This window comes from Pararhizobium sp. (assembly GCF_035497515.1).
GTDB lineage: Bacteria > Pseudomonadota > Alphaproteobacteria > Rhizobiales > Rhizobiaceae > Pararhizobium.
This window is the reverse complement of sequence record NZ_DATJDJ010000120.1, coordinates 1-13,475: the sequence shown is the minus strand read 5'-3', so window position 1 is coordinate 13,475 and position 13,475 is coordinate 1. Positions and strand designations below refer to the sequence as shown.

Genomic DNA, 13,475 nt, shown 5'->3' with positions numbered 1-13,475 from the left:
GAAACGTTCCCAATCATCAGATTGTGGCCGTTCTGTAGCCTTTGCGCGCCTCAACTCCCGTTGACATAATTCGACCCCCCTCTTATCTGTCACGCAACCTCGCGTCCAGAACAGTTCCGGGCGTTTCATAGTATTTCGCGGATAATCGTCCGCATTGGCGACATAGAAGAAAGGACCATTCTTATGGTCAGTCTCGGCGGCCTCGCCCGCAAAATCTTTGGCTCCTCGAATGACCGCCGCGTGAAGGGCTACAAGGCCAAGGTCGATGCCATCAATGCGCTTGAGGCAGAAACGAAGGCGCTCTCGGATGAAGCGCTGGCAGCAAAGACCGTCGAATTCCGCAGGCAATTCGCCGATGGCAAGACGCTGGACGACCTTCTCGTCCCGGCCTTCGCAGTTGCGCGTGAAGCCGCGCGCCGTACCCTTGGCCTGCGCCCCTTCGACGTCCAGCTGATCGGCGGCATGATCCTGCATGAGAAGTCTATCGCGGAAATGAAGACCGGTGAGGGCAAGACGCTGGTGGCGACGCTGCCGGTCTACCTCAACGCGCTCGCCGGCAAGGGCGTGCATGTCGTGACGGTCAATGACTACCTCGCGACGCGCGACTCGGCGACGATGAACCGGATTTATCAGTTCCTCGGCATGACCACGGGCGTCATCGTCCACGGCCTCACCGACGATCAGCGCCGCGCGGCCTATGCCTGCGACGTCACCTATGCAACCAACAACGAACTGGGCTTCGATTATCTGCGCGACAACATGAAGTACGAGCGCAACCAGATGGTTCAGCGCGGCCACTTCTTTGCGATCGTCGACGAGGTCGATTCGATCCTGGTCGATGAAGCCCGCACGCCGCTGATCATTTCCGGCCCGCTCGACGACCGCTCGGATCTCTACAATACAATCGACAAGTTCATTCCGCTGCTGTCGGCCGAGGACTACGAGATTGACGAGAAGCAGCGCTCGGCCAATTTCTCGGAGGACGGTACCGAGAAGCTCGAGAACCTGCTGCGCGAAGCAGGCCTCCTGAAGGGCGAAACGCTGTATGACGTCGAGAACGTCGCGATCGTCCATCATGTCAACAACGCGCTGAAAGCCCACAAGCTTTTCCAGAAGGACAAGGACTACATCGTCCGCAACGACGAGATCGTCATCATCGATGAATTCACCGGCCGCATGATGCCGGGCCGCCGTTATTCGGAAGGCCAGCACCAGGCGCTGGAAGCGAAGGAAAAGGTGACCATCCAGCCGGAAAACCAGACTTTGGCTTCCGTCACCTTCCAGAACTATTTCCGCATGTACAAGAAGCTCGGCGGGATGACCGGCACGGCATCGACGGAAGCCGAGGAATTCGGCAACATCTATGGTCTCGAAGTCGTCGAAGTGCCGACCAACCTGCCGATCAAGCGTATCGACGAGGACGACGAGGTCTACCGGACGGCGGAAGAGAAATACAAGGCGATCATCGCCGAGATCAAGGATTCGCAGGACCGCCAGCAGCCGGTCCTGGTCGGTACGACCTCGATCGAAAAGTCCGAACTTCTGGCAAAGATGCTCGCAGACGCCGGGTTCCAGAACTTCCAGGTCCTGAACGCCCGCTACCATGAGCAGGAAGCCTATATTGTCAGCCAGGCCGGCGTGCCCGGTGCGGTGACCATTGCCACCAACATGGCCGGCCGCGGTACCGACATCCAGCTCGGCGGCAACCTTGAAATGCGCATCGAGCGCGAACTCGGCGAGATGGAACACGGCCCCGAGCGCGACGAAAAGGAAGCCGCGATCAAGGCCGAGGTGCAGCGGTTGAAGGACGTCGCGCTGGCCGCCGGTGGTCTCTACGTTCTCGCCACCGAACGTCATGAAAGCCGCCGTATCGACAACCAGCTGCGCGGTCGTTCCGGCCGTCAGGGCGACCCGGGCCGCTCGAAATTCTTCCTGTCGCTGCAGGACGACCTGATGCGCATCTTCGGCTCCGACCGCATGGATTCGATGCTGCAGAAGCTCGGCCTCAAGGAAGGCGAAGCGATCGTCCACCCCTGGATCAACAAGGCGCTGGAACGCGCCCAGAAGAAGGTCGAAGCCCGCAACTTCGACACGCGTAAAAACCTTCTGAAATACGATGACGTTCTGAATGACCAGCGCAAGGTGATCTTCGAACAGCGCATCGAGATGATGGATGCGACCGATATTTCCGAAACGGTTGCCGACATGCGCCACGAAGTCGTCGAGGACATCGTCGCCAAGCGCATCCCTGAAAAGGCCTATGCTGAACAGTGGGATGCGGCCGGCCTGAAGACCGACGTCCTGAACTCGCTCAACCTCGACCTGCCGATCGTCGAATGGGCGGCCGAGGAAGGGATCGACGAAAGCGATATCCGCGAACGCATCACCGCCGAGGCCGACAAGGCGGCAGCTGACCGTGCCGAGCGTTTCGGCCCGGACATCATGCTCTACGTCGAACGCTCCGTCGTCCTGCAGACGCTGGATCACCTGTGGCGCGAGCATATCGTCAACCTCGACCACCTTCGCTCCGTCATCGGCTTCCGTGGCTATGCCCAGCGCGACCCGCTGCAGGAATACAAGTCTGAAGCCTTCGAGCTGTTCCAGGCGCTCCTGGCAAACCTTCGCCAGGCCGTGACGGCACAACTGATGCGCGTCGAACTCGTGCGCGAAGCGGCCGAAGCGCCGCAGCCCGCACCGCCGCAGATGGTCGGCCACCACATCGATCCAGACACCGGCGAGGACGACTTTGCGGACAGCGTCAACCTCAATTTCGTCGAGCCGGAGAACCGCGATCCGCAGGATCCGTCGAGCTGGGGCAAGGTCGCCCGCAACGAAGCCTGCCCCTGCGGCTCGGGCAAGAAGTACAAGCACTGCCACGGCGCATTTGAGGTTTGATGCATCAAAATTGATTTCATAGGCGGTATCGCTTATTTCTGAAGTGGCAGACGGGATTGCAGTCCCGTCTGCCTTTGGCTTGTTTTACGAAGTGAACCTGGACAGCTATTGACCAGCCCGCCCGGGTTTTCCGCATCATGAGCGTAATGCGAGATGGTTTTTGCCACCACCTCCAGATTCGACAGCAAGGCCGTTGCCACAGCCAGGGAGCCCGTCTTCCCGGTTGCGCGGGCTGGCGTCACGCACGCTGCTTCTGCCATCGAATGCAACCGACAATAGCAGATCGCAATTCGTTGTCAGCGGTCTTGGAAACGTGAACTTATTGCCGGCGAAGCTGGGCAAAGCCTCATGACTTCGCATCCTGCACCCTTTGTTAACGCTGTTCTGGCAAGAGTTGCATTCTGTTTTGCGTAGCTTCGGGTATTTCCATTGTTCATGGCAGCGTGTCACACGGCTGGACGCATCTTGCCGCCCGCATTGAGGGACCGGCTGTCGCCGCTGCTTGAAAAGCTCGGACCGATCCTCACCGGCAACGACCCGAAACATCTGGCGCAGCGCATGGCGCTCGTCGCCTTTGCCATCCGCGTCGTCAGCGCCGCCATCGCCTTCGTTTCGCAGATCATCCTCGCCCGCGTCATGGGCGAGTTCGAATATGGCATCTACGTCTTCGTCTGGGTGCTGGTCGTTCTGTTCGGCAACCTCTCCTGCCTCGGCTTCCACACCGCCATCATCCGCTTCCTGCCGCAATACCATGCCCGCGACGCGGTGCCGGAAATCCGGGGGCTGACCACGACCGTCCGTGTTTTCGCGCTTGTCTCCGCCACCGGACTGGCGCTGACCGGCATTGGCGGCCTCTGGCTGTTCGGCGATTTCATCGACAGCTATTACCTCGTACCGCTGTATCTGGGCATATTCGCACTGCCGATGATTGCGTTGGGCGATGTCATGGACGGCACCTCGCGCGCCCATAGCTGGGCGGTGTCGGCGCTGAGCCCGACCTATATCATCCGGCCCGTCCTGATCCTCGGGCTGATGATGCTGGCAGTGGCGATCGGCGAACCGCATACGGCGAGAACGGCGATGGTCGCGGCAATGGCTGCGACCTATCTCACCAGCGTCACCCAGTTCTTCATCCTGACCTGGCGCCTGCGCCGGCGTTACATCAAGGGTCCAAGCCGCATCGAATTCGGCACATGGATCCGCGTCGCCTTGCCGATCTTCCTGATCGAAGGCTTCGGCTTCATGCTGACCAATTCCGATGTGGTGATCGTCGGGCTCTATCTCGATCCGGGAAGCGTAGCGATCTATTTTGCCGCCGCCAAGACGATGGCGCTTGTGCATTTCGTGATGTTCTCGGTCAAGGCGGCGGCAGCACCGCGCTTCTCCGCTGCGATGGCCGATCCTGATCGCCAGCAACTCGCGGTCATTGCGGTCGAGAGCGCCAAATGGTCGTTCTGGCCTTCGCTCGTGGTCGGCGTCATGGTTCTTGCCTGCGGCAATTTCCTGCTGTCGCTCTTCGGCCCGGCCTTTACCTCGGGTTACACGCTGATGGTGATCCTGTTTGCCGGTATCATGGCCAAGGCGCTGGTCGGCCCGGCGGAAGCCTTCCTCACCATGGCCGGCCGGCAGAAGCTCTGCGTCGCGCTCTACGCCACCGCGCTCTTCGCCAACCTGGTGCTGAACGCCACGCTGATCCCGATGTTCGGGCTGCCCGGGGCGGCCTTCGCAACAGCCGGCGCCATGGTCGTCGAGGCCATTCTCCTTCATGTCGCGGTTCGCCGCACCTTCGGCATCGTTCTCTTCGCCTTCGCGGATCCACATGCCCGAACCATCAAAGCAGAGGCTACCCGCTCATGACCGGCAACCCGCATTTTCCCGACGACGCCAACAGCCGGTCGGCCCGCATCCTCGGCGGCCTTGCGCCGCCGCCGCCAGAGCACCCCGTGGCCGACAATACCGTCGCGATCGGCCGGCCCGGCCGCCAGCTCTGCCTCTATCCGGCGCGTCAAGGCTATGACCTGCAGTCCGAACTCGACTTTCTATCCAACCGGGCGATGGAGCCGAATGTCTTCTTCACCGGCCGCTTCCTCGCGCCGGCGATGCCGCGTCTCGAGGATCGCGTCATCCGCCTCGCGCTGATCCGCGACAATGACGAACGTCGTAGCCGCATCCGTTTCCTGATGCCGTTCTCGATCGAGAAGCCGGGCTTTTCCATCGGCGCGCCGATCATCCGCGCCTGGTCCAATCCGTTCGGACCACTGGGTGTGCCGCTGCTGGATGCGGAGGATGCGGCAGAAACCATCGACAACTTCTACGAAGCCTTGACCAATCCCTCCGTCGGCCTGCCCGGCGTGCTGGTCCTTCCCGACATTCGGCTGAAGGGCAAGTTCGCCCAGCTCGCCCGCGCCGTTGCCATCGGCCGCAACCTGCCGTTGACCGTGACCGACACCTTTACCCGGCCAATGCTGGAAAGCCTGCTCGACGGGCAGACTTATCTGCGCCATGCGATCAGCCCGGCACATTTTCGCGAACTGCGCCGTCAATGGAACCTGCTGGAGACGCAAGGCCCCCTGTCCTACAATGTCGCCCGTCAGCCGGCTGACATCCGCACCCGCATGGAAGAGTTCCTGGCGTTGGAAGCCAGCGGATGGAAAGGACGCCAGCGCACCGCGATGGTTCTCGACCGTTACCGCGCCGCTTTTGCGCGCGAGGCGATCACCAATCTCGCCGAAGCCGACAGCGTCCGCATCCATACGCTCGATCTCGATGGCAAGGCGATCGCCTCGATGATCGTCTTCATGATGGCTGGTGAGGCCTATACCTGGAAGACAGCCTATGACGAGGGCTATGCCAAATATTCGCCGGGCAAGCTGCTTCTGGCGGAATTGACCGAATGGCATCTCGACGACGCCAATATCGTGCGCTCGGACAGTTGCGCCGTGTCCGATCATCCGATCATGAGCCGCTTCTGGGAGCAGCGCGAGGACATGGGCACGCTGGTCATCGGCCTGCACCAGAACCGCGACCGCGACGTTCGCCAGGTGGCTGCCCAACTCCACCTCTATCGCAACACCCGCAACATGGCGCGGATGCTGCGCGAAAAGATCAGGTCGCTGACCCCGCGCCTGTCGCGCTAGGAACCGTGTCTGCCGTAGCCCTGTCGCGCAGGATACGGCGGATGACCTTGCCTGAAGTCGTCAACGGCAAGCTCTCGAGGAACTCGATCTCGCGCGGATATTCATGCATGGACAGACGGGTCTTCACCCAGTTGCGGATATCGGCCTCGAGCGTCGGACTGGCCTCATGGCCGGTCTTCAGCACGATATAGGCCTTGACGATCTCGGTGCGCACCGGATCGGGCTTGCCGATCGCCGCCGCCAGTTGGACCGCCGGATGGCCCGACAGACAATCCTCTATCTCGCCGGGGCCGATGCGATAGCCCGACGACGTAATGACGTCGTCATCGCGCCCGAAGAAGGTGACGTAGCCCTCCTCGTCCTGAACGCCCTGATCGCCGGTCATCATCCAGTCGCCGATGAACTTGGCCGCCGTCGCCGCCTCGTTCTTCCAGTATCCGAGGAACATCACCGGGTCGGGCCGACGCACCGCCACCTGGCCCACGGTGCCGGCGGGAAGCACCCTGCCCTCGCTATTGATGATCGCGACCTCATGACCCGGCGCCGCCTTGCCCATCGAACCCGGTTTCAAGACTCCGAGATTGGCGGCGGAGGAGAGCACGATATTGCACTCCGTCTGGCCGTAGAATTCGTTGACCGGAATGCCGAAGGCCTCGCTTGCCTGCTCCCAGGTCTCGCGGCCCAGCGCCTCGCCCGCCGAGCCGATGGTGCGCAGGTTGAGCCGGTAGAGGGAACGCGGATTTTCGACCGATTTCATCAACCGCAGCGCCGTCGGCGGGATGAAGGCGTTGCGGACATCCATCTCATCGAGGATACGGAACGCCATGTGCGGGTCGAATTTCTGTCCCGGCGACGAGACGACGGGAACGCCAAGCAGCAGCGACGGCAACAACGCGTTGAGCAGCCCGCCCGCCCAGGCCCAGTCGGCCGGCGTCCACATCCTGTCACCCGGTTGCGGCAGGAAGGCGTGATGGAACTGGAAGCCGGGGATATGGCCAAGGAGCACCCGATGACCATGCAATGCGCCCTTGGGCGGACCGGTGGTACCGGATGTATAGATCATCATGGCCGGATCGTCCGGCGTCGTGTCTGCCGCGACAAATCCTGATGCGGGCGTATTGGCCAGCCTCTCGAACGCAACGGTAGCAGGTGCTTCCGCGTCGGTCAGAACGATGCATTTCAGCTCAGGCAGACGACCGCGAATCTCCGCGATCTTCTCGTAACCGTAGCGATTGGTGACGATGGCGGCGGCACCTGCATCACGCAGCCGATATTCCAGCGCCTCGATTCCGAACAGCAGCGCCAGCGGCAGGGCGATGCCGCCGAGCTTGTAGATGCCGGCATGGGCGATCGCCGTCTCGAAACTCTGCGGCAGCAGGATCGCCACCCGGTCTCCCGCGGCCACGCCCTGATCCAGCAATCCCTGCGCGAAGGAGGAGGAACGCGCGGCAAAGGCGCCATAGGTCAGCGACTGATGTCGGCCCGCCGGGCTGAAATGCTGCAGGCAGACCCTGTCCGGATCGCGGCGCGCCCACTCGTCACTGACAGCGACCCCGATGTTGAATTTTTCCGGCACGACCCAGCGAAAATCGCGGCGGAGGTGTTCATATGTATCGCTGATCGGAAGCATTGCCCGCTCGCAAAAATTACGCTGCAACGCAATAACACTTCCGTCATGGAAACTTCAACACTGGGCTTGTGAGGCCTGCCCTCGATCAGGGGAATCCGCAGTTACGAGGCAAAAGCCATTTCGCGGCAATTGCGGTCATTGAGCGCGCCGAGAAGCTCGTCCTGTGTTTTGTAGCCTGCAAAAAAGAGATCGATCACGGCACCGGCGGCGCTGATGCCTTCCTGGCTGCGCAGCCGGATGCTTCTTTCCGCACACCAGGAAAACAAGGCACCCGACAGAGCTTCGACATCATCGAATGCAGTGCAGGACGTAGCAGACTGGGACATGCTCCAAGCTCCTTGTGTGCCGTTTGGGGATGACTTTGTTCCAGACTGATCACTGCGGCGATGATTTGCAATCGCGATGCGGACTGGCGGTTAATATCCCGCTGGAGCCGTCCTGAATTGACGCAATTTGGTTTTCGCTACACACGGAATTCCCCGAATAGTTGCGATCACTTGAAAATATTCCCGAGCACGCAGTTCTCGACCTCACCTGCCCGGCGATTGTGGATCGAAAACACGGGCGAGACTGCGACTCAACGATCGGACTCCAACCGCAAGGTCTCGATCAGAGACCGGACTTTTCCAGTTGCATAGACAACGTCTTCACGCGGCATATGCACGGTGATCTCGACATCTTTCCATCCGGCGCCGTTTTCCCTGGCATGGATCACGGCAGCCCTCAGCGAGCGCAGGACGGCCGCCGGGCTATCTGCAACCCAAAACTGGACGGAGCATTCGGCATCCGCATAGCTGGTCAGCGCTTTGAGGGGATCGAAGGCCATATAGCTTTTCTCCTGTGAGTTCGTCGGCGAACAGGGTTGCGGGCGAGAACCCATACTTTTCTCGGGTCAATATACGATAATTGTGGCAATCGGGAAATTTCGCCGAATGTCTGTATAGTCAAGACGAACTGATTGTAACAAACAACAATCGGCATCCGCCTGTTATTTCAGGTATTACGCCGATCAGGCTCCCCCGCCCACCTGCGCCGATCAGAAGCCCCGCGGGCTTTTCGCGAGAATACGGTTGAGCAGGGAGGCAAGGCGGTAGCCGGCCTGTTTAACCGGCCTTCGACGATGGGCCAGTTATTCCTAGTATAGCTTTCCGGCAAGATGATCGCAAATGTTTGAAAATTACTTTTGTCCAAATTGGGGTGAATGACCCCGTTCCGAGTACTATTCTCTCGGCTCACAAGTAGTGATGCGAATTGCTTGTTCTTGCAAATAAAGCGGGTGATAAAAATTTGAACACCCCCGCAGATTGACACCTGCCGTTCGCCGGACGAAGGTACAGTTGGTAGTGCCGGGACGGTTGAGGGAGAGATCGATGTCAGGTTACGCATTTTTCAAAACCATCTTGATCGTTTCAGCCATTGCATTGCCCCGCACCGCAGCCGCCCAGAGCGGCGAAAAGCCGGCAGCAGCGCCCTCCGTCACCGTAACCACCGTCATCGAAAAGGACATCCGGCCGACGATTTCCTTCACCGGCCGCATCGAGGCCGTGGACAAGGTCGAACTGCGCGCCCGTGTCGACGGGTTCCTGGAAAAGCGGCAGTTTACCGAGGGTCAGGACGTCAAGGCAGGCGACCTGCTCTTCGTCATGGAAAAGGGGCAGTACGAAGCGGCCGTCGTTCAGGCCGAAGGTACGATCACGTCGGCACAGGCCGGACTGGCGCTGGCCAATATCGAAGTCGAGCGGCAGACGGCGCTCGTCGCCAAGAACGCCTCCCCCCAGAACCAGCTGGATCTTGCCACCGCCAAGCAGAGCGAGGCCAAGGGCAGCCTGACGCAGCTGAACGCGGCACTCGACAAGGCCAAGCTCGACCTCAGCTACACCGAAATCCACGCGCCGATTGCCGGTCGCATCGGCCGCGCGGCCTATTCCGTCGGTAATTTCATCGGCCCCTCGAGCAACGTGCTTGCGACCATCGTCAGCCAGGATCCGATCTATGTGACCTTCTCGGTGTCGCAACGTGAAATCCTGGCGATCCGCGACAAGCTCGGCAGCAAGGGCTCGATGGGCGACAATGTCAATGCGGCACTCGTCCATGTCGAGCTTGCCGATGGCAAGCGCTATGGCGAGACCGGCAAGGTCGACTTCGTGGATGTGACCGTTGATCAGGGCACCGACACCGTGCCAATCCGTGCCAGCTTCCCCAATCCGCACCGGCTGCTGATCGACGGCCAGCTCGTCAACGTCATCGTCGAAGGCGGCACGGCTGAAAAATCCCTGGTCGTGCCGCAAGCGGCGATCCAGATCGACCAGTCCGGGCCGTTCGCGCTTGTCGTGACCGGCGACAACAAGATCGAGGTCCGCCGGATCGAACCGGGACAGGCCGAGGGAAGCGACCTATCGGTGATCAAGGGGCTTTCCGCCGGCGACAGGATCGTGACCGAAGGCATCCAGCGGGTTCGACCCGGGCAGGTCGTCGATCCCGTCGAAGCCAAGTCGGGGTCCTGAGCCATGCTGTCCGGTATCTTCATCGATCGGCCGCGGCTTGCGGTCGTCATCTCGCTCGTCATCAGCATTGCCGGCTTTGTCGCGCTGAGCGTCATCCCGATCGCCCAGTTTCCCGACATCGTGCCGCCGCAGGTTTCGGTAACGGTCAGCTATCCCGGTGCCAGCGCCGAAACCGTCCAGCAATCGGTTGCGCAACCGATCGAATCCCGCGTCGTCGGCGTCGACAACATGATCTACATGAAATCGACCAGCGGCAATGACGGCAGCTACACGCTGACCGTCAGCTTCGCCGTCGGCACGGATCCCGACATCAACGCCGTCAACGTACAAAACCGCGTCAATCTGGCCGAGGCGCAGCTGCCGCAGGAGGCGCGGGCGCAGGGGATCAGCGTCAAGAAGAAATCCTCGGCGTTGATGCAACTGATCGCAATCACCTCCAGGGACGGAAAGCAGGACCAGCTCTTCCTGTCGAACTACGCGACGATCAATATCATCGACGGCCTGAAGCGCATCACCGGCGTCGGCGACGTGACGCTGCTCACGCCCTCCGACTACAGCATGCGCATCTGGGTGACTCCGGAGAAGCTGACCAGTTTCGGCCTGACGCCGAGCGATATCGTCAACGCGCTGCAGAAGCAGAACGTCCAGGCCGCGATCGGCCGGATCGGCGCCCAGCCGGCACTGCCCGACCAGCAATTCCAGCTGACCATCCAGACGAAAGGGCGTCTCACCACCGTCGAGGAATTTGGAAGCATCGTGCTGCGGGCGCAACCGGACGGCTCTTTCGTGCGTATCCGCGATGTGGCGCGCGTCGAGCTGACTTCGAAATCCGCCGAGCAGATCGGCCGGCAGGACGGCACGCCGGCCGCCGTCATCGGCATCTACCAGTCGCCCGGCGGCAATGCGATCGCCACCGCCGAGGCGATCGACCAGCTGCTCGAGAAACTGAAACCATCCTTCCCGGATGGAGTCGAATACAAGGTGACCTACGATACGACGAAGTTCGTCGATGAAAGCATCCACGAGGTCATCAAGACGCTGATCGAGGCCTTCGTCCTCGTCATCATCGTCGTCTATCTCTTCCTCGGAAGTGTGCGTGCCACGCTCATTCCGCTGATCGCCGTGCCGGTCTCGCTGATCGGCACCTTCGCGGTGATGATGGCACTCGGCTTCTCGGCCAACACCGTGTCGCTGCTCGCATTGGTGCTGGCGATCGGTATCGTCGTCGACGATGCCATCGTCGTCGTCGAGGCGGTCGAGGCACAGCTGGAAAAGGACCCGAGCATGCCGCCGGCCGAGGCCGCGCGGCGCGCCATGGGCGAGATCACCGCGCCGATCATCGCGATTACGCTGGTTCTTCTGTCCGTGTTCATTCCGGTGGCCTTCATTCCCGGCATTTCAGGCGAGCTCTTCCGGCAGTTCGCGGTCGCCGTTTCCGTCTCCATGGTGATTTCCGCCATCAACGCCCTGTCGCTCTCGCCCGCGCTCTGCTCGGTGCTGCTGAAAGCGCACCATGGCCCGAGGCGCGGCCCTATCCGCTATGTCCTGCAGGGGATCGACTATGCCCGCGATGGTTATGCGTCGCTGGTCAGGCGTTTCGTGCGCTTCGCATTTCTCGGGCTCGTCCTGCTGGTCGGGCTTGGAGCCGCCACAGGCTGGCTGATGAAGGTGACGCCGACCGGCTTCCTGCCGTCGGAGGACCAGGGCGCCATCTTCGGCGAGATCGTGCTGCCGGACGGCGCGTCGGTGAACCGGACGAATGACGTCGCCAAGCGGGTCGAGGACATGGTTCGCAAGACCGAGGGTGTCGCCGGCGTCATGTCGGTTGTCGGCTACAGCCTGCTCGACGGCCAGGTGAAATCGAATTCGGGCCTCCTGGTCATCACCCTGAAACCCTTCGCCGACCGCCCGACGGTTGAACTGTCGGTCAACAGCCTGATCGCCAAGCTCACCAGCGAACTGCAGGCGCAGGTTCGCGATGCCAATATCATCGTCTACAACCTGCCGCCGATCATCGGGCTCGGCACCGGCAGCGGCTTCGAATATCAGCTTTTGAACCTGACCGGCGGCGGCGCGGCCGACATTGCCCAGGCGGCCCGCGGCCTTGTCTTCGCGGCCAATCAGGACCCGGCGCTTGCCCGTGTCTTTACCACCTACGCCGCCAACACGCCGCAGCTCTATCTCGACATCGATCGCGAGAAGGTGCAGACGCTCGGCATCGAGGTTTCCGATGTGTTCAACGTGCTGCAATCGGTTCTCGGCAGCGCCTATGCCAACGATTTCAACCTGTTTGGCCGCACCTGGCAGGTGACCGTGCAGGGCGAGGCCTCCGAGCGCTCGAAAATCGAGGATATCTACCGGATCAATGTCCGCAACAACAACGGGCAGATGGTGCCGATCCGGGCCTTTGCCCAGGCGCGGCTGATCCTCGGGCCGCAGATGATCGTGCGCTACAACAACTATGCCAGCGCCACGATCAACGGCGGCCCCGCGCCGGGCCGCAGTTCCGGCGAGGCCATCGCGGCGATGGAGGGCGTGTCCGCCAAGACCCTCCCGCCCGGTTATAGCTATGAATGGACGGGCACCGCGCTGCAGGAAATCGAGGCGAGCGGCAAGACCACGATGATCCTGGGTCTCGCCGTCCTGTTCGCCTATCTCTTCCTGGTTGGTCTCTATGAAAGCTGGACCATCCCGGTCGCTGTCCTGCTCTCGGTCACCGCCGCGGTTACCGGCTCGATATTGGCGCTGAAGCTCGCGGGGCTCGACAACAATATCTATGCACAGGTCGGCCTTGTCGTGCTGATCGCGCTTGCGGCGAAAAATGGCATCCTGATTGTCGAATTCGCGATGGAACGCCGCAAGCAGGGGCTGAGCATCCCGGAAGCGGCGGTGGAAGGCGCACGCGAGCGCTTCCGCGCCGTCATGATGACCAGCTTTGCCTTCATCGCCGGCCTCATACCGCTGGTGATCGCCGAAGGTGCGGGCATGCTCAGCCGCCGCGGCGTCGGCACCGCCGTCTTCGGCGGCATGCTCGGCTCGGCGCTGGTCGGCATCTTCCTGATCCCGATGCTCTACGTGAATTTCCAGTGGCTGCGGGAAAAGGTGAAGTCGATCGGCAGCAAAAAGGAAGAGCCAGCGGCGGAATAACGGGGCGCCGAGGTTCGGCTGTAAAAAGGAAACTGTGGTGCCCCGTGCCGGAATCGAACCAGCACTCCTCTCGGAACCTGATTTTGAGTCAGGCGCGTCTACCAATTCCGCCAACGGGGCACGGATACCTTTGAGGTAGTGAAATGCGTGTACAAGATGCGT

The 13,475-nt window shown here is 61.3% G+C and carries 8 protein-coding genes and 1 tRNA gene; 5 read left to right on the top strand and 4 right to left on the bottom strand.

Translation table 11 applies throughout. The features are described 5' to 3' along the window. Positions 1–183 precede the first annotated feature (183 nt). The 3 genes from secA to VL202_RS12775 all read left to right on the top strand — a co-directional run bounded on the left by secA (position 184) and on the right by VL202_RS12775 (position 6,032). On the top strand, positions 184–2,895 hold the full coding sequence (secA, locus tag VL202_RS12785; RefSeq protein WP_325464492.1) for a preprotein translocase subunit SecA: 2,712 nt from the start codon (positions 184–186) through the stop codon (positions 2,893–2,895). Positions 2,896–3,330: 435 nt separating this feature from the next. Continuing rightward, on the top strand, positions 3,331–4,752 hold the full coding sequence (locus tag VL202_RS12780; RefSeq protein ID WP_325464491.1) for a lipopolysaccharide biosynthesis protein: 1,422 nt from the start codon (positions 3,331–3,333) through the stop codon (positions 4,750–4,752). Beyond that, complete coding sequence (locus VL202_RS12775; RefSeq protein ID WP_325464490.1) at positions 4,749–6,032, top strand: GNAT family N-acetyltransferase; 1,284 nt, start codon at positions 4,749–4,751, stop codon at positions 6,030–6,032. The genes VL202_RS12780 and VL202_RS12775 overlap by 4 nt, the downstream gene beginning before the upstream one ends. Here VL202_RS12775 and VL202_RS12770 read toward each other — a convergent pair. The 3 genes from VL202_RS12770 to VL202_RS12760 all read right to left on the bottom strand — a co-directional run bounded on the left by VL202_RS12770 (position 6,001) and on the right by VL202_RS12760 (position 8,488). Beyond that, positions 6,001–7,662: an AMP-binding protein gene (locus VL202_RS12770; protein ID WP_325464489.1), complete on the bottom strand. Its 1,662-nt coding sequence runs from the start codon at positions 7,660–7,662 to the stop codon at positions 6,001–6,003. The genes VL202_RS12775 and VL202_RS12770 overlap by 32 nt on opposite strands. A 101-nt stretch (positions 7,663–7,763) precedes the next feature. Then, the gene (locus tag VL202_RS12765; RefSeq protein WP_325464488.1) at positions 7,764–7,988 is read right to left on the bottom strand and encodes a hypothetical protein; all 225 of its coding nucleotides are present in this window, start codon (positions 7,986–7,988) and stop codon (positions 7,764–7,766) included. Positions 7,989–8,239: 251 nt separating this feature from the next. Continuing rightward, positions 8,240–8,488, bottom strand: coding sequence for a hypothetical protein (locus VL202_RS12760; protein ID WP_325464487.1), 249 nt, complete (start codon positions 8,486–8,488; stop codon positions 8,240–8,242). A gap of 544 nt (positions 8,489–9,032) precedes the next feature. On the opposite strand from VL202_RS12760, the gene VL202_RS12755 reads away from it, so the two are divergent. After that, on the top strand, positions 9,033–10,166 hold the full coding sequence (locus VL202_RS12755) for an efflux RND transporter periplasmic adaptor subunit (protein ID WP_325464486.1): 1,134 nt from the start codon (positions 9,033–9,035) through the stop codon (positions 10,164–10,166). A 3-nt stretch (positions 10,167–10,169) separates the two neighbouring features. Continuing rightward, positions 10,170–13,313, top strand: coding sequence for a multidrug efflux RND transporter permease subunit (locus VL202_RS12750; RefSeq protein ID WP_325464485.1), 3,144 nt, complete (start codon positions 10,170–10,172; stop codon positions 13,311–13,313). A 35-nt stretch (positions 13,314–13,348) separates the two neighbouring features. Here the strand turns inward: VL202_RS12750 and VL202_RS12745 are convergent. Beyond that, positions 13,349–13,433 (bottom strand) — tRNA-Leu (locus VL202_RS12745). Positions 13,434–13,475 lie beyond the last annotated feature (42 nt).

Excerpts from the sequence above, each read along its gene's own strand:
- secA (WP_325464492.1), top strand. The coding sequence starts at position 184 with ATGGTCAGTCTCGGCGGCCTCGCCCGCAAAATCTTTGGCTCCTCGAAT.
- VL202_RS12780 (WP_325464491.1), top strand. The coding sequence starts at position 3,331 with ATGGCAGCGTGTCACACGGCTGGACGCATCTTGCCGCCCGCATTGAGG.
- VL202_RS12775 (WP_325464490.1), top strand. The coding sequence starts at position 4,749 with ATGACCGGCAACCCGCATTTTCCCGACGACGCCAACAGCCGGTCGGCC.
- VL202_RS12770 (WP_325464489.1), bottom strand. The coding sequence starts at position 7,662 with ATGCTTCCGATCAGCGATACATATGAACACCTCCGCCGCGATTTTCGC.
- VL202_RS12765 (WP_325464488.1), bottom strand. The coding sequence starts at position 7,988 with ATGTCCCAGTCTGCTACGTCCTGCACTGCATTCGATGATGTCGAAGCT.
- VL202_RS12760 (WP_325464487.1), bottom strand. The coding sequence starts at position 8,488 with ATGGCCTTCGATCCCCTCAAAGCGCTGACCAGCTATGCGGATGCCGAA.
- VL202_RS12755 (WP_325464486.1), top strand. The coding sequence starts at position 9,033 with ATGTCAGGTTACGCATTTTTCAAAACCATCTTGATCGTTTCAGCCATT.
- VL202_RS12750 (WP_325464485.1), top strand. The coding sequence starts at position 10,170 with ATGCTGTCCGGTATCTTCATCGATCGGCCGCGGCTTGCGGTCGTCATC.